The sequence below is a fragment of the Erwinia sp. OLFS4 genome (assembly GCF_002752165.1).
In the GTDB taxonomy this organism is placed as follows: domain Bacteria; phylum Pseudomonadota; class Gammaproteobacteria; order Enterobacterales; family Enterobacteriaceae; genus Izhakiella.
The window spans coordinates 1-18,966 of the sequence record NZ_MOMB01000051.1 but is presented as its reverse complement, the minus strand read 5'-3'; the positions used below and the strand labels follow the sequence as shown (position 1 = coordinate 18,966).

At 53.4% G+C, this 18,966-nt stretch carries 18 protein-coding genes, 1 other RNA gene and 1 pseudogene; 8 read left to right on the top strand and 12 right to left on the bottom strand.

The window, feature by feature from the left end:
* Nucleotides 1-2: 2 nt before the first annotated feature.
* From dolP to BL249_RS11805, 4 genes are read right to left on the bottom strand one after another with little or no spacing between them, the layout of a single operon-like run.
* Nucleotides 3-575: a division/outer membrane stress-associated lipid-binding lipoprotein gene (dolP, locus tag BL249_RS11820; RefSeq protein WP_099704662.1), complete on the bottom strand. Its 573-nt coding sequence runs from the start codon at nucleotides 573-575 to the stop codon at nucleotides 3-5.
* A gap of 10 nt (nucleotides 576-585) precedes the next feature.
* Nucleotides 586-1,176, bottom strand: coding sequence for a DnaA initiator-associating protein DiaA (gene diaA / locus BL249_RS11815; RefSeq protein WP_099704661.1), 591 nt, complete (start codon nucleotides 1,174-1,176; stop codon nucleotides 586-588).
* A 28-nt stretch (nucleotides 1,177-1,204) separates the two neighbouring features.
* The gene (locus BL249_RS11810; protein WP_099704660.1) at nucleotides 1,205-1,600 is read right to left on the bottom strand and encodes a YraN family protein; all 396 of its coding nucleotides are present in this window, start codon (nucleotides 1,598-1,600) and stop codon (nucleotides 1,205-1,207) included.
* A complete protein-coding gene (locus BL249_RS11805) occupies nucleotides 1,558-3,672 on the bottom strand; it encodes a penicillin-binding protein activator (RefSeq protein ID WP_099704659.1) in 2,115 nt (704 codons plus the stop codon). Before BL249_RS11805 ends, BL249_RS11810 begins: the two co-directional genes overlap by 43 nt.
* Nucleotides 3,673-3,734: 62 nt before the next feature.
* Here BL249_RS11805 and rsmI point away from each other — a divergent pair, with 62 nt between their 5' ends.
* A complete protein-coding gene (rsmI, locus tag BL249_RS11800; protein ID WP_099704658.1) occupies nucleotides 3,735-4,598 on the top strand; it encodes a 16S rRNA (cytidine(1402)-2'-O)-methyltransferase in 864 nt (287 codons plus the stop codon).
* A gap of 33 nt (nucleotides 4,599-4,631) precedes the next feature.
* An RNA gene (rnpB, locus tag BL249_RS11795) (RNase P RNA component class A) lies at nucleotides 4,632-4,994 on the top strand.
* A gap of 503 nt (nucleotides 4,995-5,497) precedes the next feature.
* Here rnpB and BL249_RS11790 read toward each other — a convergent pair.
* Nucleotides 5,498-6,373, bottom strand: a complete 876-nt coding sequence (locus BL249_RS11790; protein ID WP_099704657.1) for an AraC family transcriptional regulator — start codon at nucleotides 6,371-6,373, stop codon at nucleotides 5,498-5,500.
* A gap of 66 nt (nucleotides 6,374-6,439) precedes the next feature.
* Between BL249_RS11790 and BL249_RS11785 the strand changes: the two are divergent.
* Nucleotides 6,440-6,619 (top strand): annotated as a pseudogene (locus BL249_RS11785) (IS481 family transposase); the annotation flags it as partial.
* A 243-nt stretch (nucleotides 6,620-6,862) separates the two neighbouring features.
* Here the strand turns inward: BL249_RS11785 and BL249_RS11775 are convergent.
* The 4 genes from BL249_RS11775 to BL249_RS11760 form a co-directional block, all read right to left on the bottom strand.
* Nucleotides 6,863-7,885: a 4-hydroxythreonine-4-phosphate dehydrogenase PdxA gene (locus tag BL249_RS11775; protein ID WP_099704656.1), complete on the bottom strand. Its 1,023-nt coding sequence runs from the start codon at nucleotides 7,883-7,885 to the stop codon at nucleotides 6,863-6,865.
* Nucleotides 7,886-7,962: 77 nt separating this feature from the next.
* The gene (locus BL249_RS11770; RefSeq protein WP_241898880.1) at nucleotides 7,963-9,255 is read right to left on the bottom strand and encodes an MFS transporter; all 1,293 of its coding nucleotides are present in this window, start codon (nucleotides 9,253-9,255) and stop codon (nucleotides 7,963-7,965) included.
* A 116-nt stretch (nucleotides 9,256-9,371) separates the two neighbouring features.
* On the bottom strand, nucleotides 9,372-10,352 hold the full coding sequence (locus BL249_RS11765) for a LysR family transcriptional regulator (RefSeq protein WP_099704655.1): 981 nt from the start codon (nucleotides 10,350-10,352) through the stop codon (nucleotides 9,372-9,374).
* Between the two features lie 36 nt (nucleotides 10,353-10,388).
* Nucleotides 10,389-11,189, bottom strand: coding sequence for a DeoR/GlpR family DNA-binding transcription regulator (locus BL249_RS11760; RefSeq protein WP_099704654.1), 801 nt, complete (start codon nucleotides 11,187-11,189; stop codon nucleotides 10,389-10,391).
* 261 nt (nucleotides 11,190-11,450) lie between these two features.
* On the opposite strand from BL249_RS11760, the gene otnK reads away from it, so the two are divergent.
* The 3 genes from otnK to otnI are packed head-to-tail and all read left to right on the top strand — an operon-like array spanning nucleotide 11,451 to nucleotide 14,121.
* Nucleotides 11,451-12,716, top strand: coding sequence for a 3-oxo-tetronate kinase (gene otnK, locus BL249_RS11755; RefSeq protein ID WP_099704653.1), 1,266 nt, complete (start codon nucleotides 11,451-11,453; stop codon nucleotides 12,714-12,716).
* A complete protein-coding gene (gene otnC, locus BL249_RS11750; RefSeq protein ID WP_099704652.1) occupies nucleotides 12,713-13,336 on the top strand; it encodes a 3-oxo-tetronate 4-phosphate decarboxylase in 624 nt (207 codons plus the stop codon). Before otnK ends, otnC begins: the two co-directional genes overlap by 4 nt.
* Nucleotides 13,337-13,338: 2 nt before the next feature.
* The gene (gene otnI / locus BL249_RS11745; RefSeq protein ID WP_099704651.1) at nucleotides 13,339-14,121 is read left to right on the top strand and encodes a 2-oxo-tetronate isomerase; all 783 of its coding nucleotides are present in this window, start codon (nucleotides 13,339-13,341) and stop codon (nucleotides 14,119-14,121) included.
* Between the two features lie 86 nt (nucleotides 14,122-14,207).
* On the opposite strand, the gene BL249_RS11740 is transcribed toward otnI, so the two are convergent.
* From BL249_RS11740 to BL249_RS11730, 3 genes are all read right to left on the bottom strand, one after another.
* On the bottom strand, nucleotides 14,208-14,948 hold the full coding sequence (locus BL249_RS11740; RefSeq protein WP_099704650.1) for a MipA/OmpV family protein: 741 nt from the start codon (nucleotides 14,946-14,948) through the stop codon (nucleotides 14,208-14,210).
* A gap of 126 nt (nucleotides 14,949-15,074) precedes the next feature.
* Entirely contained in the window at nucleotides 15,075-16,373 is a 1,299-nt protein-coding gene (locus tag BL249_RS11735; RefSeq protein ID WP_099704649.1) for an MFS transporter, read from the bottom strand.
* A gap of 35 nt (nucleotides 16,374-16,408) precedes the next feature.
* Nucleotides 16,409-17,674: an MASE1 domain-containing protein gene (locus tag BL249_RS11730; protein WP_099704648.1), complete on the bottom strand. Its 1,266-nt coding sequence runs from the start codon at nucleotides 17,672-17,674 to the stop codon at nucleotides 16,409-16,411.
* Between the two features lie 498 nt (nucleotides 17,675-18,172).
* On the opposite strand from BL249_RS11730, the gene BL249_RS11725 reads away from it, so the two are divergent.
* Together BL249_RS11725 and BL249_RS11720 are read left to right on the top strand one after the other, a co-directional pair.
* Nucleotides 18,173-18,733 carry an Ail/Lom family outer membrane beta-barrel protein gene (locus tag BL249_RS11725; RefSeq protein ID WP_099704647.1) on the top strand — a complete coding sequence of 187 codons (561 nt, stop codon included), beginning with the start codon at nucleotides 18,173-18,175 and terminating at the stop codon, nucleotides 18,731-18,733.
* A 102-nt stretch (nucleotides 18,734-18,835) separates the two neighbouring features.
* Nucleotides 18,836-18,966: IS1 family transposase (locus tag BL249_RS11720; RefSeq protein WP_342633895.1), on the top strand; the 131-nt coding region annotated here is incomplete at its 3' end.

Here is an 18,966-nt window from a genome sequence, read left to right as displayed (position 1 = left end):
GGTTATTTGACGTAGGTAAAGGCGGTAGTGACATGCTTGACGCCACTTACCTTGCTGGCTATTTCAGCCGCCGCCTGACCGGCCTGCTGTGTCACCAGCCCCATCAGGAATACCTCACCGTTTTCCGTAGTCACCTTCACATCTGACACTTTCACCAGATCGCTGGTCAGCAGCTGTGAGCGGACTTTGGTGGAAATCCAGGTGTCAGAAGACATTGTACCAAGTGAGGCCTTTTCTCCCTGACGGATTTCGTTGTACACCTCGGTGGTGCCTTCAACGCCCATCGCGATTTGTTTCGCTCTGCTGGCAAGGGCGGTATCCGGCGCCTGACCGGTCAGCAGGACTTTGCCCTGATAGGCGGTTACGTTGATGTGTGCATCATTTTTGATTTGTTTGTCTTTTGCCAGCGCATTATTTACGCGTAGCTCCAGCGTACCGTCATCAACCTGAGTCCCCATGGTGCGTGGGTCGGTCGCGGTTTTGGTGGCAACTGCCGCGCTGCCAATCACTACCGCTGCGCAACCTTGTAAAAGCAGCGCAGAGAGCGCAATGGCAAAAACAGATAAGGCCTTCATTTAAGCTCCTTTAAACATCCTGATGGGGAAATAAGGTGTTATCTATTAAGTCACACAGGCAATTCACCGTTAGCATGTGCATCTCCTGAATTCGGGAACTGCGATGCGACGGTATGCGGACCTCCACATCCTGAGGTCCCAGCAGTCCGGCAAGTTCGCCGCCATCATGGCCCGTCAACGCAACAATGGTCATATCACGTGTGACGGCAGCTTCCACGGCTTTCACAATATCACGACTGTTACCGCGAGATGAAATGGCGAGCAGAATATCGCCGGCGCTGCCCAGTGCGCGCACCTGTTTGGCATAGATTTCATCGTGCAGACGATCGTTGCCAATGGCGGTGAGCAGTACGTTATCAGCACTGAGCGCAATAGCCGGCAGGCTTGGCCGTTCGGTCTCAAAACGATTAATCATACTGGCAGCAAAATGCTGGGCATTGGCGCTGGAGGTTCCGTTGCCACAGCTCAGTATTTTATTTCCATTAAGCAGCGCCTGTACCATAGCGGCGGCGGCGCGGGAAATCGCATCGGGTAACGCTTCTGCTGCCGCGATTTGCGTTTGAATACTCTCAGTAAAACAGACTTTAATTCTTTCCAGCACGTCATTCACCTGGTTATCTGTCGCGGGGTTAAAGGTCCGCGTAAAAAGCACTGCGCAGCCACTGTATCTGACTGCCGGTAATGGCGATGACATCAAACCGGCAGGGGGCGCTGTGAAAGCGGGCCCCTTCGCCCGCCAGCCAGCAGGCTGCTGCCTGCTTTAACCGCTGTTGTTTGCGTTCGGTGACGCTGGCCGCCGCGCCGCCAAAACGGTCGTTGCGTCTATAGCGCACCTCAACAAACACGATGGTTTCCCGGTCACGCATGATCAAATCAAGCTCGCCGCTACGAAAGCGGACGTTAGCGGCAATAAAACGCAGACCTGCTTGTTCCAGCCAGCGGCGCGCCCGTTGTTCATATTGTTGCCCCTGTTGTTGCCGGCTCAGTTGACCGCAACAATTCTTCCCTGACGGTACTGACTCCACGTTAACTTCCTGTTGATGACACAATCCTGGCTGGCGCTCAGCACACCGGTATTGCCTTTAATCTGAAAAGCGGGATTTTGCCGCATTTCACTGAAATGGTTGGCCAGCGTCCAGGCATCAGTGCCCATGGCGTACAGGCGTATCAGTGAATAGTCGTTATTAAAATTACGGGCCGCCTGCGCCAGCAACGGCGGATTCGCGCCGGTTAGCAGCGGTGCATCACTGAACTGCAGCCCTTCCATTTCAAAGCGAAAATCTGCGCCATCACCAGCCTGATTGCTGCGTGAGCTGGCATAAATGGCAATATTATCGCGGCTGCTGATACGCATGGCGATCATTGGCTTAATCAGCTGCATTTCATTTTGTGTGGCAATCACATAGACCGCATCCGGATTACCCTCAGTTGTTGCCACGTTTGCCGGGCTGTCGCTTTCCGGTGCCGGAATGGTCAGGCCGGCAATCGTCACTTGCTGGGGGGCTTGCGCGGGCATGTCTACCGCTGTGCCGCTCAACCGGATACCCGCGCCGCTGTTAATCTCTTGCTTGAGTTCAGCCACGGAGCCAAAACGCTGTTGCAATACCGTTGCCCCACCCAGCTGTTGCCACCGCTGGGCAAAGGCTCTGCTGATGCGATCTCCCAGTGCACTGCGCGGTAGCAGCAGAAGCGGCTGGCGTTTGCCCTGGTCCCAGATATGTTGCGCGGCATCACGCGCCTCGTCCTCAGGAGAAAGCGCAAAGTAGCAGATGTTTGCACGGTTCTGCAGCTGCTCGGGTTTATTCAGGGCCAGAATATTAACGGCGGTTGGCAGCGTGGCCAGTTTATCTACGTTATTTTTCAATAACGGCCCGACTATCAGCGTGGCGCCATCCTGCTGGGCGCGGGCAATCACCTGATCAAGCGGCTGGCTGCTGGTGTCGTATAGCTGCACCTGCGCCGCAGACGAAGGGGGCGCAGTATCGTTGTTTTGTGCCGGTGCGGCTGACGGGCTGGCCTCCGCCGGCTTTGCTTCGTTATCCGGCTGCAGCGCGGCGTCTTCTGGCGCCACTATCGGGTTGTTCTCACTGCCTTGTGGCGGCAGGCTGCTGGACTGAGCGGCATCCTGTTGCGCGGCATCTGCCTGAGTTTGTCCGGCGGACTGTTGTGTGTCCTGACCGGCACCGGACTGTGCCTGGGCCTGCTGCAGTGGTTCACTGGCGGCGGTGACCAGCGTGCCGTTGCGCGCATCGTCAAACCCTTTTTCAATGGCGTTAGCGAAGACCCGTGCCTGACCGCTTAACGGCAGCAGCAGGGCAATTTTGCCGGTGGAGGCCGGCTGAAAATTTTGTACGCCGCTGAGTGCACCGGGCAGCATTTTCGCCGCGGGGTTGTCCGGATAACGCGTCTGCCAGTCGCGGATGCCGGATTTAAGCTGGTCCGGCTGGCTCTGATTAGCGCTATAGGTATTCAGCAGGTCCAGCCAGCCCTGGAGCACGTTCTCATCGGCATTAATCACCAGACTGTCGCGCTGGGCTTTACTCAGACCGGTTAGCGCCTGCCAGGTAGCATCAATATTTTTCTGCTTATCCTGCGGTGTGCTCAGCAGGGGTTGCTGTGCGATATAGGCGCGGATGAGCTGAAGAGAAGGGGTGTCATGCTGGGCGGCAATAATCAGCTGATAATAGCGTGCCAGCTGATCTTTAGACAGCTGGTCTCGGGTCACCTGATTGAGTAAGGCACTGGCGCCCTTCAGGTCTTTGGTCAGTACGTAATAGTGTGCACCCAGCAGTAATACTTCCTGCTGCTGATCGGCATCGCGCTGAGAAGGCAGTTTATCCAGCAGCTGTTTTGCCTGTTCGGTTTTACCTTCGTTAAGCAGCGCCCGAATTGCGAGTAATTGCCAGCTAAGCTTGCTATTATCCCCGCTCTGCTGCATCTGTTGCAGGTAATAATCAGAGGTACCGGTGGCCGGTCCCTTAATATCTGCCCCATTGTCTGTCGGACCCCGGCCGGAGCAACCGGCAAAAATCAGTGCGGCAAGAAGAAGCGGAACGGCTCGTCCTGCTTTATTACGAACGACTTTTGAAGGAAGCATACTGTATCCAGTGAGGTTTTTTTCAAGATGCACAATATTAAATCGGCAATGCGGATCAAACAATGAAACAACACCATCGGGCAGAGATTTCTGCCAGCACGCTCTATATCGTGCCGACCCCCATTGGTAACCTGGGCGACATAACGCAGCGTGCATTAACGGTGCTGGAACAGGTTGATCTCATTGCAGCGGAAGATACACGTCATACCGGACTGTTGCTACAACATTTCGCTATCAATGCGCGCTTGTTCGCATTGCATGATCACAACGAGCAACAAAAAACCGACGTATTGCTGGCGAAACTGCAGGAAGGGCAGAGTCTGGCGCTGGTCTCTGATGCCGGGACACCGTTAATTAATGATCCCGGTTATCACCTGGTGCGGCGCTGCCGTGAGGCGGGGATTCGGGTGGTACCTTTACCCGGTCCCTGCGCGGCCATTGCCGCGCTAAGTGCGGCGGGCCTGCCGTCCGATCGCTTTTGCTATGAAGGTTTTTTGCCTGCCAAAAGTAAAGGGCGTCAGGACCGGCTGCGGGCGCTAGCGCAGGAGCCACGCACGCTGATTTTTTATGAATCTACCCATCGCTTACTGGAGACCCTGCAGGATATGGTCACACAGCTGGGAAACCAGCGTTATGTGGTGCTGGCGCGTGAAATAACAAAAACCTGGGAGTCAATTTACGGTGCGCCGGTGGCAGAACTGCTTGCCTGGGTTGAAGGCGATGAGAACCGGCGTAAAGGGGAAATGGTGCTGATTGCTGAAGGTTATCGGGGAGATGAACAGGCGCTGCCGGCGGACGCGTTGCGAACCCTGTCGTTACTTCAGACAGCGCTGCCGCTAAAAAAAGCTGCGGCACTTACTGCGGAAATTCATGGGGTTAAAAAAAATGCCCTGTATAAGTTCGCGCTGGCGCAGCAAGGGGAGTGACAAAACGACGGAAATCCCCTATTATCTCGCGCCGAAGCTGACCAGACAGTCGCCGCGTTATTGCTTTTTAGCGATATCGGGGAGGAAAGTCCGGGCTCCACAGGGCAGGGTGCCAGGTAACGCCTGGGAGGCGCAAGCCTACGACCAGTGCAACAGAGAGCAAACCGCCGATGGCCCGTAAGGGATCAGGTAAGGGTGAAAGGGTGCGGTAAGAGCGCACCGCGCGGCTGGTAACAGTTCGCGGCACGGTAAACTCCACCCGGAGCAAGGCCAAATAGGGGTTCACATGGTACGGCCCGTACTGAACCCGGGTAGGCTGCTTGAGCCAGCGAGCGATTGCTGGCCTAGATGAATGACTGTCCACGACAGAACCCGGCTTACCGGTCAGCTTCGACTCATTCAAAAACAATACGTTGGTGTGTCTCAGGCCTTTAAAGGTGAAAATGTGACACAGACTGTGATACAAAAGAGGCACACCAACGGTTGTTCCATCCCCAATATCCTCAAGTGTGGCAACCGCTACAGCCTTCATTTCAGATTACCAGCAGGGCGTTTCTTTCGTGCTTCTCTTCGCTGCGATTTTGCCAGCAGAGCAAATTCATTTCTCTTGCAAAATCGTCCAGGATGGAACCAACGCTATTAATGGATATAGTGCAGGAAATGAAGAAGTTAGCGCAAGACGATAGTGACAGTTATTTGCTTAAAGTTCAGGCAGTTTTTTACGACGCTGCAAAAAAATCCCCTCAACAGTGCGTAGCACCTTGCGATAATCAGGTTCATTAGCCCATGAAAAAAGCAATGTGTTTGCTTTTGGGCAACTGGGCTCTGATACACCAGTTACAGATATTACCCGACGCGTCTCACACCTGAGGAGACTATGAACATGACGCTAAATCAGTTTATTTCAACGGCAAATAGATATCCGTGAGTAATTCATGTTCCGCTACATCATGCACAAAGTTATGATAATGAAAGAAAAGCGGGAAGTCGCGAAGTTCCTCTTTGCTCTCAGGCAACCAGTCACGATACAGGCTCTTAGCCAACCCGGTTAACGCATCATGCGATCCCTGATGGTGCAGTACCGCACATCGACCAGCAGGTATGTCACTATTTATCACCCCGAAGTGATTGTCTTCGGCAATCGGTGACGTCACTGTTCCACAGATATGGAACTCAAATTCATCCGGCGGTGTTAAGGTAGGATCGTGTGGTGCAATACCGTATGTCTGGCTGCTGGCAACAGGCGAATAACCCGTGGTTTTTCGCCATTCAATAAAGCGCGCCGCAGTTTTGTTTATTAGCTCCGGTTGTCCATAATGAGTCAGCATTGCGACTGATGTCGCGGGAAAATTGATGATCTTGATCTGGTATTGCATCGTTTGTCTCCTGGCTTTATAAGGTTCGGATATGCGCTTATGCCACTCTACCCAAAGGGGCTGCTGGCGAAATTGCGTCGGTGAGAGACCAAACATTTGTCTGAACGCTCGGCTAAATGATTCAGAATGCTGGAAACCGGCGTCGAACGCGATATCGGTGATTTTCTCTAACGGATTAAAAGCCAGCCGATAAGATGCGCGTTTTAAGCGCATCATCTGGATGTAACGACCAGGTGGCATCCCACAATAACTACAAAACTGACGATGGAAATGAAATGGCGAGAAGTGAGCCACTTCACTGAGTTTCTCCAGTAATAATGTGTCATCGAGATGACAGTCAATATAATCAAAGACCAGTTTAAAACGTCTGGCGTAACGATCGTTTTTGTTATCACACATGGCTTCCTCCGTGCGGCTTAATATGCTCGAAGGCGCTCCAGTTTGCCTGACCGATCTTGCCCAAAGTGGGAACGTCCTCATCCTCATAGCGCCCACAACGGTAAAACTCCGATAGAGCGCTACTTCGAACTTGCTGAGCAAACACCATACGATGATGTCGTTCAGACAAACTATCAGCTCAATGAAGAGCATATACAGGAACAGAATTACAGGCTTGAACGAGCACTGAGAAAATTGAAACGATGACTATGAATCACACAGTTTTACGCATCTTTGATGTTTCAGTTACGTTTGATTGTTGGCAGGCTCAAACCCAATTCAAGCGCCGCCCTGGACTGGCTCAGCCCCTTTGCTTTCACTTCTTTGTCGCAGGCTACAAAAATGCCCGCAGAATGTTCTGCGGGCATTTTGCATTTTGTCCGGCGGCCATCAGGGTCTGGTTACAGCGCGGGTGATGACGGACGCGTTGTCGTCTTACGCTGGCCGGGCTTACCTGAGATTGTGCAATTGTTTTTGCCGGTGGCTCAGTCCCATACGGCAGGCCAGATCGAATGCATTTTCCATTGCGGTGGTGCGGGCAATACCTTTGCCCACGATTTCGTAGGCGGTGCCATGGGCCGGCGTGGTAACCGGGATTGGCAGCCCACCCTGTACGGTGACGCCAATATCAAAGCCCATCATCTTGGTGGCGATTTGTCCCTGATCGTGATACATCGAAACGATGCCATCAAATTGCCCGTCTCTGGCCCGCAGGAAAATGGTATCCGCCGGATAGGGGCCGTCCGCCGGGTAACCCTGGCTGGCAGCCAGCTGAATGCCAGGGGTAATAATCCGGCCTTCTTCATCACCATAGTTGCCGTTATCGCCATTGTGTGGATTAAGGCCACAGACGCCAATTCTTGGCTGGGCAACTCCCGCGTCCTTCAGTGCCTGGGTGAGCATGCCAATGGCTCTGGCCACCTTTTCTTTACTGAGCTGGGAAGAGACTGCCGACAGGGGAATATGTGAAGTAACACGCGCCGTCCACAGCGTATCCAGAACGTTAAATTCACCACAGACGCCATCGTAATGGAGTTCATTGGCCAGCCAGCGCATTTCATCCTGTTGTTGCATACCGCCAAGTCGCATCGCCCCTTTATTCAGTGGTCCGAAGCAGAGCGCATCGGCTTGCCCGCTTGCCACCATCCGGGTACCAATTTGTAGCGATTCCAGAATGTAACGGCCGTTTTCTGCGCCCACCACCGCCGGGGTAAGGTGGCGCTGCAAGCCAGGCCATTGCGGAATGGTCAGCCAGTCAGATTCCACGGGCGGGGTGACACCCCGGCTGGCGGCAGCGGCTTCCAGCGCCGGCATATTGGCAATCAGGGTGACATTGGCTTTGCTGGCAGTGCGTGGGTCGGCGAGCAGGGTCGCAATAATTTCAGGACCAATTCCCGCAGGGTCGCCTACGGCCAGTACGATATGTGGTTTGTCTGATGTGGCGAAAGGGGAACGGGCTGCTGCGCTCGTCATAATTTGATGCTCCTCGGGTCATAGCTGGCAGAGGCGCACCCCTGCCGGTAATGTTGGAAAAAAGAATAATGTTTGCGTTAACTCACCAGCGAATGCTGGCCGGGTTGTGCCTGTTCAATGTGCTCGACGCTGATGTCCGGACGAATCCATTGGGTTAGCACAATGCCCAGGATCAAAAAGCCAATTGCGCCGGCAAAGGGCAAAGTCCAGCTCCCGGTCATATCAATCATCAGGCCGAAAATAATCGGTGAAATGATGGTTGCCATCGCGGCCCCAAAGTTGAGCATGCCGCTGGCGGTGCCGGCTGCTTTTGGCGCAACGTCCATCGGTACCGCCCAGATGGGGCCAATGGTCAGTTCCAGGAAGAAAAATGCGGCGCTCAGACACAGGGCGATAGTGACCACGTCATGGCTGATCAGTACCGGAATAAAGAAGGCCAGTCCACCGAGCAAACTGATGGTGATCACGCCCTGACGCGCCAGCGCAAGACGCCCTGTGCGTCGTAAAATCCAGTCGCTGACCACCCCACCGGTGAGGTCACCAACCACGCCGGCAAAAAAGACGCCGGAGGAGTATAGGGCGGAGCTTTTGATGTCGAGGTGCAGTGACTGCATAAAGAAGATCGGCATCCAGCTGAAAAACAGCGTGTTTGACCAGACCATGCAGAAGTAGACGGCGACCGTGGCGCGCATCCGTCGCAGAATGGTCCACCATGAATGCGGCAGTGCATGCCCGTTTTGCTGGACGTTTTCGCGTTGAGGCAGCCGGGCCAGTTCTTCCGCTGACACGCCGCGATGCTGGTCCGGCGTTTCGCGGAAATAAACCAGCCAGACTACCAGCCACAGGGCTGAGAGAATCCCTACCACAATAAAAGATGCCCGCCATGAGTGCCAGGCGATCAGAACGGCAACCAGTGGTGGCGGCACGGCGTTACCCAGCCGTGAGAAGGAGTGAGTCAGTCCCTGCGCCATTCCGCGCTTTGGTTTTGGCACCCAGTTGGTAATTGCTCTGGCCTGGGCTGGCAGCGCCGCACCTTCACCAATACCCAGCAGCAGGCGCGCCAGACACAGTGAGATCAGGCCGCCTATCAGTCCGGTACAGATGGTGGCGACTGCCCAGATAATGCCGCAGGCGATAATGGTCCGGCGGGCGCCAAAGCGGTCGGCAACCCAGCCACCCACCAGCTGGAAAATGGCGTAGGTATAGCCAAAGGCAGAAAAGGCAATGCCGAGTTCGGTGTTGGTCAGACCCAGTTCGGCTTTGAGTGGGCCGGCGGCGGCGGCGAGGTTAACCCGATCCAGGTAGAGAATAAAAGACATTGCACAGAAGATAATCAGCATATTTCTGCTGATATGGGACTGACTTTTCAAGATTGCCTCCTGATTGTTGTTTTTGGGGCAGCAGTAGGGTACGTAACCCTGACAACTATGAGGCAATCAATAACGGCGGGCTATTAGCTATTTAGACACACAGCATTAACAATTCGTCAATACGGCGCCACGGCACCGTTGCTGAACAGCGTCAGGATGGAGTCAGCTGCCATGGCTAATTTACTCTGAGGCTGATAGCACAGAACAAACTGGCGGCTGGCGGCGGGATCGTGCAGCGCCAAATGGGCAAAGTTGGGGGAAGGAATAATCTGGCGGGCAACCGCTTCTGGCATCACCCCAATACCAATACCGCAGGAAATCATGGCGGCCATACTGTCGAAGCTGCCAACCCGGATACGCATTTTCAGCGGTATTTCCAGCCGTCGTGCCAGCGCGCTCAGCATAATTGAGATAGCGGCGCCCTCCGTCAGGCCAACCAGGTCGTGTTCCAGCAGCACGGCGGCGGTCAGCGGCTGGCCGCTGGCGACCCGCTGTGCCAGCGGATGGCTGGCTGGCGTGACCACGCACAGCCGGTCTTTGCGATAGGGGATAACAGAAAGCGGCACGTGGCTGACTGTTTGTTCATAAATCCCGATATCGGCTACGCCGCGCTGGACCGCCTGAATGACGCTTTCACTGTTCATCTCATGTAAATCAATGTGAATATCGGGATAGCGCTGGTGGCTTCGGCGCAGGTCGTCGGTGAGGAATTGTAATACGGCAGACGTGCAGGCGGCGATGCGGACCACGCCACGATTACCTTGCAGGAAAGCCTGCATATCATCCTGCATCCGTTCCGCTGAATGTAAAATGGAACGCGCGTGGGCCAGAACCGCGCGTCCGGCATCGTTCAGTGCCATGCCATGCGGTAAACGAACGAACAGCGCAATGCCCAGCTGGTCTTCCAGCTCGCGAATGCGTCTGGAGGCTGCGGCAGGCACCAGATGCAGGCGGGCGGCGCCGTGGGTGATGCCGCCCAGTTCGGCGGTGGCGACAAACAGTTTGAGTGTCACTAAATCGCAACGGATGCCGGAAGACAAACGATAAACATTGCGCTCTTCTGTCAAGGGAGAGACCGTAGCCAGATTTTTGCTCATACGTGTACCCTGGTCGTCATTGCCCTTGCGGGCCGGTTAGTCAGACTGCGCCGGTTTGCCCGATGTCGGCGGTTCAACTGGCACCATCACCACTCTGGCACCCGTTTGCTGTAACGCATCCCGTCCGTGGCTGGCAAGATGCTGATCGGTAATGATTTCATCGAATTCGTTCAGCGGCAGCGCCCGCCAGGTTGCGACCTTGCCATATTTCGAACTGTCGCTGAGTAAAATACATTTACTGCTGGCTGCACGTGCCGCGCGTTTCACTGCGACTTTATTTTCATCGGGTGTACACAGGCCGCCGGTGTTCCAGCAGGAGGCGGAAACAAAAGCAATATCAATGCAGATATTGCGCAACGCCTGCGCAGTCGCTTCGCCAACGCATGAGCGGTTTTCCCGACAGAGCATGCCACCGGTATGTAACATCCGGCATTCAGCGTGCTGAATAAGAAAATCACTGATGGCAAAGTCATTGGTTACGATCAGCAGGTCACTACGCGCGCCGAGCTGACGCGCCAGCGCCAGCGTGGTGGTGCCGGCATCAAGATAAATACAGCTGTCAGGGGGTATCTGCCGCACTGCATAATGACCAATCGCCTGTTTTTCCGGGCTGTGCATCAGGGTTTTATCAAGATGAGAAGGTTCACGTTGCAGGCGCTGCATTGAACGTACTCCGCCAGAAACCGCCAGCAGCCGTCCTTCATCTTCCAGTTTCCTGATATCACGTCTTACCGTCATGTGTGAGACCCGCAATTGTTGTGCGAGCTCGTTGATACTGATGGCATCTCTGTCTGCCACCAGCGCGAGAATCTTATCCTGTCGCTCAAGAGGTATCATGTCAGTGCGATTCCTGAAGCTGTAAGCCGGTTGCTGTCTCTGACGGCATTATCACATAACCCGGTTATCCCTGCCTCGTCAGCGCTGGCTTATTGTGACACCGGAATGCGGCCGAGAGGATATATTCTGTTAAAAAGTGTGAAGTTAATGCGAATTTAGCGTTATAAATGTTAATTATTCACAAAATAAGCGTGAGTATTGCGAACTTTTCACATATTATGCCGGCACAGGCCTGGCAGAGGCAAAACGGTGGGAGGTCAAATGTGTTATCTGGGCGTGATTGCCGATGATTTTACCGGGGCGACAGATATTGCTAGTTTTCTGGCGCAGAACGGGATGTCGGTGATGCAGTATAACGGTATCCCGGCAGAAACCCTGCGACCATCTGCGGTTGATGCGCTGGTGATCAGTCTGAAATCCCGATCCTGTCCGGCAAAGGAGGCTGTCAGTGATTCGCTGGCGGCATTGCGCTGGCTGAAAGCGCAGGGCTGTCAGCGCTTTTATTTTAAATATTGCTCGACATTTGACAGTACCGCCCAAGGGAATATCGGCCCGGTGACCGATGCGCTGCTGGATGCGCTGGGGGAAAGTCAGACCGTTATTTCACCGGCGCTGCCGGTTAACGGTCGCACGGTTTATCAGGGATATCTGTTCGTCCATCAGCAGCTGCTGGCTGAATCCGGTATGCGCCATCATCCGGTCACGCCGATGCGTGACAGCCAGCTGATACGACTGATGGAACAGCAGGCGGCCGGACGCGCTGCACTGATCCCACTGAGCGTGGTGCGCCAGGGTAGCGAAGCCGTCAGACAGCAGCTGACAGCGTTACGTCAGCAAAAGGCGCGTTATGTGGTGATTGATGCCATCAGTGAAGACGATTTGCTCACTCAGGCGGAGGCCTGCGGCGAAATGCCTTTGCTGACCGGTGGTTCCGGGCTGGGATTGGGTGTGGCCCGCTATTTTGCGGCCACCCATGCAAGTCAACCCGACCGGCAGCGCGGTCTGCCGGTTGCCGGTCCGGCGGTGGTCATTTCCGGCTCCTGTTCCACCATGACCAACGCGCAGGTCGCCCGTTATGCCTCCCAGGCTGCACATTTTGCCCTGGATATTGTCCGCTGTATTGAAGATAGCGCTGGCTATGCCGGGGAGATCTGTCGCTGGGTGGTGGCTCAGCGTAATGCGACGCTGGCGCCGATGGTGTATGCCACCGCCGATGCCGAAAAACTACAGCAGATCCAGCAGCAGTATGGGGCGGCAGAAAGCAGTCAGGCTATCGAACAGCTGTTTGCCCGGCTGGTGCCGTTACTGGCTGAGCAGGGTATCCGGCGTTTTATCGTGGCGGGCGGCGAAACGTCCGGGGTAGTCACCCAGGCACTGAATATTACCGGGCTGCATATTGGTCCGACAATTTCACCGGGTATTCCCTGGGTCCGCGCCAGCGATAAACCCATTTCGCTGGCACTAAAATCGGGTAATTTTGGTGATGAAAACTTTTTTGCCCGCGCGCAGCTGGAGTTTATGCCATGAACGAACAACAAATGCGGGATGCGATGGTGCGGCTGGGACGCTCTTTTTTTCAGCGAGGCTATGCCACCGGCTCAGCCGGTAATTTGTCACTGCGGCTGGATGATAATACCTTGCTGGCGACGCCAACCGGCTCCTGTCTCGGTGAGCTGCAGGCAGAGAAGCTGGCAAAAGTGACGCTTGACGGTGAATGGATTTCCGGCGATAAGCCTTCTAAAGAAGTGAGTTTTCACCGTGCGCTTTACCTGAATAATCCGCAGTGTAAAGCGGTTGTCCATCTCCATTGCCTGTATCTGACGGCACTTTCCTGTCTGGAAAATCTCGATCAGCATAACTGTATTCGCCCTTTTACCCCTTATGTGGTTATGCGCATTGGCGATGTCCCGGTGGTTCCCTATTTTCGTCCGGGCGACGGACGACTGGCGGAGCACCTTGCCCGGTTAGCACCGGATTACCGGGCATTTTTACTTGCCAATCACGGACCGGTGGTGGTGGGGAAAAGTTTGCAGGAAGCGGCGGATAATCTGGAGGAGCTGGAAGAAACCGCGCGATTGATATTTACGCTTGGCGATCGCCCTGTTCGCTATCTGACGTCGACAGAAGTTGCTGAGCTGAGGAATTAACCATGCCAAAGTTCGCGGCTAATTTATCGATGATGTTCAATGAAGTGCCCTTTATTGAGCGTTTCGCTGCCGCCGCTGATGCCGGTTTTGAGGCGGTTGAATTTCTGTTTCCTTATGCATACCCCATCGCCGACCTGACGCGCGTATTAAAACAAACCGGCCTCCGGGTAGTGTTATTTAACACCCCGCCCGGTGAGGTAGAGAAAGGGGAGTGGGGACTGGCTGCACTGCCTGGCCGCGAGGCACAAGCACGGCGACATATTGATCTGGCATTACAGTATGCCCGGGCGCTCCATGTCCCTTCGCTGCATGTGATGGCAGGCGTACTACCGGATGGTGTGCGTGCTGCAGATAGCTGCGCTGTTTTTGTCGAAAATCTGCGCTACGCGGCGCGGCGCTGTGCCGGAGACAATATCCAGCTACTGGTTGAAGCGTTAAGTCCGAAAATCCGTCCCGGTTATCTGCTTTCCAGCCAGTATCAGGCGCTGGAGATTGTTGAGAAAGTTGACCGGCCGAATGTGAAAATACAGCTGGATTTGTTTCATGCCCAGCAGGTGGACGGCAATCTGACCCATCTGTTGCGTGATTTTGCCGGCAGATATGGCCATATTCAGATTGCCTCCGTGCCGGAACGCCATGAACCAGATGAAGGGGAGATTAATTATCCGTGGTTGTTTAAACAACTCGACGATCTCGGATACTGCGGCTGGGTTGGCTGTGAATATCAGCCGAGGGGGGTAACGCAAGCCGGGCTGGGCTGGCTGGCGCCCTGGCGCCGCTGCTGAAATAGTGCGCTTATTGCCTATGTTAGCGCCGGCTGTCTGCGGGTGATGGCCGCTGCCAGCCAGTCGCCCCGGCCGTAGCGCCGGCGTTAAAATGTCCAGGTGATGCCTGACGAGAGTACCCAGTAATAGTGCTGATCGGTCATGGGGCTGCTGCGCAGCGCCCCGGTGAGCAGTGTCAGTTTGGGTTGCAGATAGATATGCAACGGTTCAACCGGATGCCAGTCAAACGCCAGCGCCAGCCACGGCGTTACGCCCTGGTGCGCCCAGCTGGCTAAGCCGGTGCGGGCCGCTTCTTCACCGCTGACACCGTAGTAATAACTCGCCTGCTGCTTGTTAAGCCAGTCAACCCCGGCTTGTGGGTATAGATCGACCTGCAGAAATGACACCTGTCCCAGCCATGCCACCGTTGCCAGCAAACCGCGGCTTTGATTCAGGGTATCGGCGGAAAATTCGGCACGAAAGGCGCCGGCCGGGGTAATTTTCTGATAACTTAATCCCCCCATCATTGTACTGTGGCGGACGCGCAGCTGGCGCAGTGCTGAATTGCCGGACTTATCAGGGTCGAATTCATTATCCAGATACCACCAGCGGGCTTTGAGCTGATCGCTGTCATTATTAATCAGATAAGCACCTGCTTCGGTACCATCAATATAGACATGGCGATTATCGTAGCCAATGTAGGGTAACCCGGAGTACTGGGTTTTGTACTGGCGATAGGGGGTCAAGTTTGCTTCACCCTGGACACCGACGGTAATCCCGTCAGCCCAGGTCAGGGTCGCACGGCACAGTAACAGACAATAAAGGGCGTTTTTAAACAGTGACGGCATGATTATCAGTTTTCCCGGTGGTATTTTGCGACTCACTGGCGCCGCTTATCAGGCAATATTGCCGGCAACGCCAGGCCTTCCAAAAAAATCGTTTTGTAACTGCTGGCTGCTATGCACCGACTGGCGCTATTTTTCGCTAACTGATGACCAGGGCAGCCGCCGGTACCAGGGACGCGGGGCCGGATGGACCAGCGCGTAAAGCGCCCGGCTGTAATCCATCACCAGACCGGGAGTCCAGGCCATCATCTGTGCCCGCTTACGTACCTGTGCTGCAATCCACAGTTCGGGGACCAGCAGCGTTTTCAGCAGCTGGCCCGGCTGATTATATTGTTCCAGCACGCCATCCAGAGCGGCTTCAAGCGCATAGGCGACGCTACTCGAACAGTTACGATAGGTCAGATTGTAGGTTTCATTATGACGGTAAGACTCCCAGAAGCTATTCAGTTTCTGCATGCTAAAATGTTCAAAAACAATTTGACGTACCGAATGGCACCATTCGCTTGATTCGGTGGCGTAATCCGGCAAAAAGCGCCCGGCGACGTCATTATCATGGGTGGCTTTCAGGGTGCGAAGAAATTCAGAAGGCGAGCGGTCAATATCTTCGGCGGGGTAAAGGCTGATATATAAATGACCCGGCACTTCCAGCGAGGCGTGTCCGGTGGAAATCACCCCATTTTCATCCACGGCGGCAATGTAGCGATTGATCACCGGCCGGGAAATAGGCCGTGCCTCTGCCGACTCTTCCGGTGTCCAGACATGTACCACCAGCGGCGCAGCCGGTGCTGTATTTACCAGCGGAACGGCCGGTCTGGTATCGTGTTTAAGCGGTACGCTGCTTAATAACACATCACCGGGTTGTATCAGCTGAAAAATGGAGGTGCCATTTTTCATGCGTAGCGCTTTGCGGGCGATACCGACGCAACTCAGCCCGCTACTGATCATCTGAAAACCGATAAAGAAAGAGACGGTGGCCGCATGATGGAGCAGCAGGAAGAAGGAAAAGGCGATCAGCACCAGACCGTAAAGCAATGTCAGCTTCCAGTGAGGAAAGCGTACGATAAAAGAGGAAAAGCTGGTAAAGAAGCCAATAATAAAGAAGGTAAAGCCGAAGATCACCGCCAGCAGTACGTTGCTGTATTTCTGGTTAACCAGAATAATCAGCGCAACAAACAGAAAGATGCCGCCTTTAAAAAACAGAATGCCCTTTTTAGTGCCCACTCCGTTAGAGGCTACGCTAAGGGTGATCACGCTTTCCAGCATCAGAATTAAGCCAAAGGTCTTTAACGGGAAATAGAGCTGCTTGTCGAGTCCATCAATAAAAATCAGGATGCCGGCGATGACCCACAGGCCACCGGCAACAGAAAGATACCGGGCGTTTTTCTTAATATATTTTGTGCCAAGTAACAACATCGCTATCTGTATCACTGTAACCCTCTCATACAAGCAATCAGTCAGCTTGTTCAGGCCGAAACTGACCAGTTTCCCAGGATAATTAATGCGCCATTATGTTCAAGCAATACCGCGCCGCTATCGGTTACCCATAGCCAGTGTCCCATTGCGTCCTGTAATCGGAAGCTAATAGTGGATAATTTCTGCTGTCGGGGTGACGCCTGCCAGTGGTCTGCCAGCGTGTGCTGGTCGTCAGGATGAAGCTGTGCCAGCAGCCTTCTTTTGTCATTGAGGATTTGCGGATGAAGACTGGCCAGATTGGCCGGCAGATTGTCCCAGCGCAGCTTGCCATTGCTGAGGTTAAGCTCATAAATAGCAAATTGTCTGATTTGTAAACCATTTTCCGGGCTAAAGCGGCCGATGTTATGGGTGATAACCCGCAGAAAGACCAACAACAACGCGGTGGCGGTCAGATAACTTTGTACCAGTAGCAGTGGTTCACCACTATGCAGGCCTTTGAGAAAAAAAGGGCCGATGCTTTTTTCCGTGTAGTAAATCACGATGGCCGATAAGCTGAGTAAGGCGATAGAGCCGCCCTGGTTACCCCAGAACAGGGTGAGAAACGCGGCAAGAATAATCGGAATCCCGCTGAAAGCAAAAATCAGGCTCTCATCGTGGGTAATCATGTTATCAATGCTGAAAGCTTTTGCATTACCGCTAAAGACCCATAATGTTATTGCTACCAGTGCCAGCCAGATCAGGGCACCCAGCGTCATATTTTTCCACGAGGTCATTATCGTGGTACGCAACTGACTGTTGATAAAGCCCATGATCACCGTTGTGGCAAGGAAAATACCGGTAATATCAGACACGAAACCGGTCCAGAAAAGATCGGAAAAATCATTTTTTCCTGACAGCGAAAAACCCAGAGCAAATAATAATGCATCCAGAAAACTGATGAAGACCGTGGCGCCAAACCACAGGGTGATAATATTCAGGTCATCGCCAGGACGGGCAAAACGTCTGACAATCCAGGCGATAGCCAGTGAAGAAGGAAGGGCAAGAATGGCATACAGGGTTTTAATCGGCAGATTGTCCAGCGTCGGCATATCCATCAGCAGGTTGAGCAGAATGAATATCAGCGTCAGTGCCGGCCAGAGTCGCCAGCGGGCATGCAAAAAAGCAGCGGTGGCGACACCGGCGGGAAACCAGACGATCGAAATGTGCATCTGGGGATCATCGAATCTTATCGACAGCAAGCCGGAGAAGTAATAAACAATGAGTAATAACCCCAGCATCAACAGGTCTGGGAAAACGGAGGTGGCAGAAGGTCTCATGGTGTCATCTCTGAGCGTGTTATCCAAAGCTTTCGTGTTGCGCTGAGCCAGGCTTTTTCACAACCATTTTTACTGGTGGCGAACCTTGCAAGCGAATACCGGCAGTATAACAAGTTTTATCTGAAACCGACTGCCGTGCTGATTACAGAGATCGGTTGATAGCATGTCGGTTTCAATAACATGATGGTGATAATCCATATCGCATTCATGCTACTAAATAGCAGCTTAACCAAATCCAGTATACAGTTATCTTCGTATCCCCTTCGTTTTTATCGGTGATGAAATGGGGGGAGAACAGTACTGACATGCCCTGAGAGGACGTGAATGCGAGGCGTTCTGTTGTATATTTATATGTATAACCTTTGTTTATCAGTGAGATAACATACTGGCTTTCAGGGACTCTGCGTGATGCTAATCAGCGCTTAAGCTAAGCGGTGTCCTTATTCGTATTGTTGCATTGGTTTTATGCGTTTTTATGACCTTTATCAGGACTTTCTTATGAAAAAATTAGCGATTTCCGGACTTTGTGTCTTTATGATGGCTGGCGCATGTCCTGTGCAGGCCAGTAATACTATTTCGATTGGTTACGCGCAAAGTAAAGTTGAGAATTTTAAAAATATGCCAGGGGTGAATCTGCAATATCGCTATGAGTGGGATTCACCGCTCAGCGTGGTGGCATCCTTTACTACCCTTGAAAATAACAATGACAGCGAGTCGCAGTTCCTGGGACTGAGAACCACCGATAACGTGAAAGCAGAGTATTATTCATTATTAGCCGGACCGGCATACCGGCTGAATGATTATTTCAGCTTGTATGCCCTGGCGGGTATGTCTCACACAAAAATGTCGCGGCATTATAATGGCTATGATGGCCAGGGTGGGTCACTACAATTTAATTACTCTGATAACAGTAATGCCTTTGCGTATGCTGCCGGTATCATTATTAATCCGCTGGATTACCTTTCGGTGACGCTGGGATATGAAGGTTCTCAAACCCGGGTTGAAGGTGACAAACGGGCAATCAATGGCGTTAACCTTGGTATCGGTTACCGTTTCTGATTGATGCGCTACAGGGGAGATGCCTGCCCCTGTGGTTCAATTTTGGGTGATGCCTCTAATTGGTTGAATCTGATGTATAATGCGGGCTTTTGAGGTTCTCTTATGGCCAGCGTTAACGTTCATTGTCCCCGTTGTCAGTCTGTTCAGGTTTACCGCCATGGTCAGAACCCTAAAGGCTATGACAGATTTCGCTGCCGTGACTGCCACCGCGTGTTTCAACTCACTTACGCTTA

Excerpts from the sequence above, each read along its gene's own strand:
- dolP (WP_099704662.1), bottom strand. The coding sequence starts at position 575 with ATGAAGGCCTTATCTGTTTTTGCCATTGCGCTCTCTGCGCTGCTTTTA.
- BL249_RS11805 (WP_099704659.1), bottom strand. The coding sequence starts at position 3,672 with ATGCTTCCTTCAAAAGTCGTTCGTAATAAAGCAGGACGAGCCGTTCCG.
- rsmI (WP_099704658.1), top strand. The coding sequence starts at position 3,735 with ATGAAACAACACCATCGGGCAGAGATTTCTGCCAGCACGCTCTATATC.
- BL249_RS11790 (WP_099704657.1), bottom strand. The coding sequence starts at position 6,373 with ATGTGTGATAACAAAAACGATCGTTACGCCAGACGTTTTAAACTGGTC.
- BL249_RS11775 (WP_099704656.1), bottom strand. The coding sequence starts at position 7,885 with ATGACGAGCGCAGCAGCCCGTTCCCCTTTCGCCACATCAGACAAACCA.
- BL249_RS11765 (WP_099704655.1), bottom strand. The coding sequence starts at position 10,352 with ATGAGCAAAAATCTGGCTACGGTCTCTCCCTTGACAGAAGAGCGCAAT.
- BL249_RS11760 (WP_099704654.1), bottom strand. The coding sequence starts at position 11,189 with ATGATACCTCTTGAGCGACAGGATAAGATTCTCGCGCTGGTGGCAGAC.
- otnK (WP_099704653.1), top strand. The coding sequence starts at position 11,451 with ATGTGTTATCTGGGCGTGATTGCCGATGATTTTACCGGGGCGACAGAT.
- otnC (WP_099704652.1), top strand. The coding sequence starts at position 12,713 with ATGAACGAACAACAAATGCGGGATGCGATGGTGCGGCTGGGACGCTCT.
- otnI (WP_099704651.1), top strand. The coding sequence starts at position 13,339 with ATGCCAAAGTTCGCGGCTAATTTATCGATGATGTTCAATGAAGTGCCC.
- BL249_RS11740 (WP_099704650.1), bottom strand. The coding sequence starts at position 14,948 with ATGCCGTCACTGTTTAAAAACGCCCTTTATTGTCTGTTACTGTGCCGT.
- BL249_RS11730 (WP_099704648.1), bottom strand. The coding sequence starts at position 17,674 with ATGAGACCTTCTGCCACCTCCGTTTTCCCAGACCTGTTGATGCTGGGG.
- BL249_RS11725 (WP_099704647.1), top strand. The coding sequence starts at position 18,173 with ATGAAAAAATTAGCGATTTCCGGACTTTGTGTCTTTATGATGGCTGGC.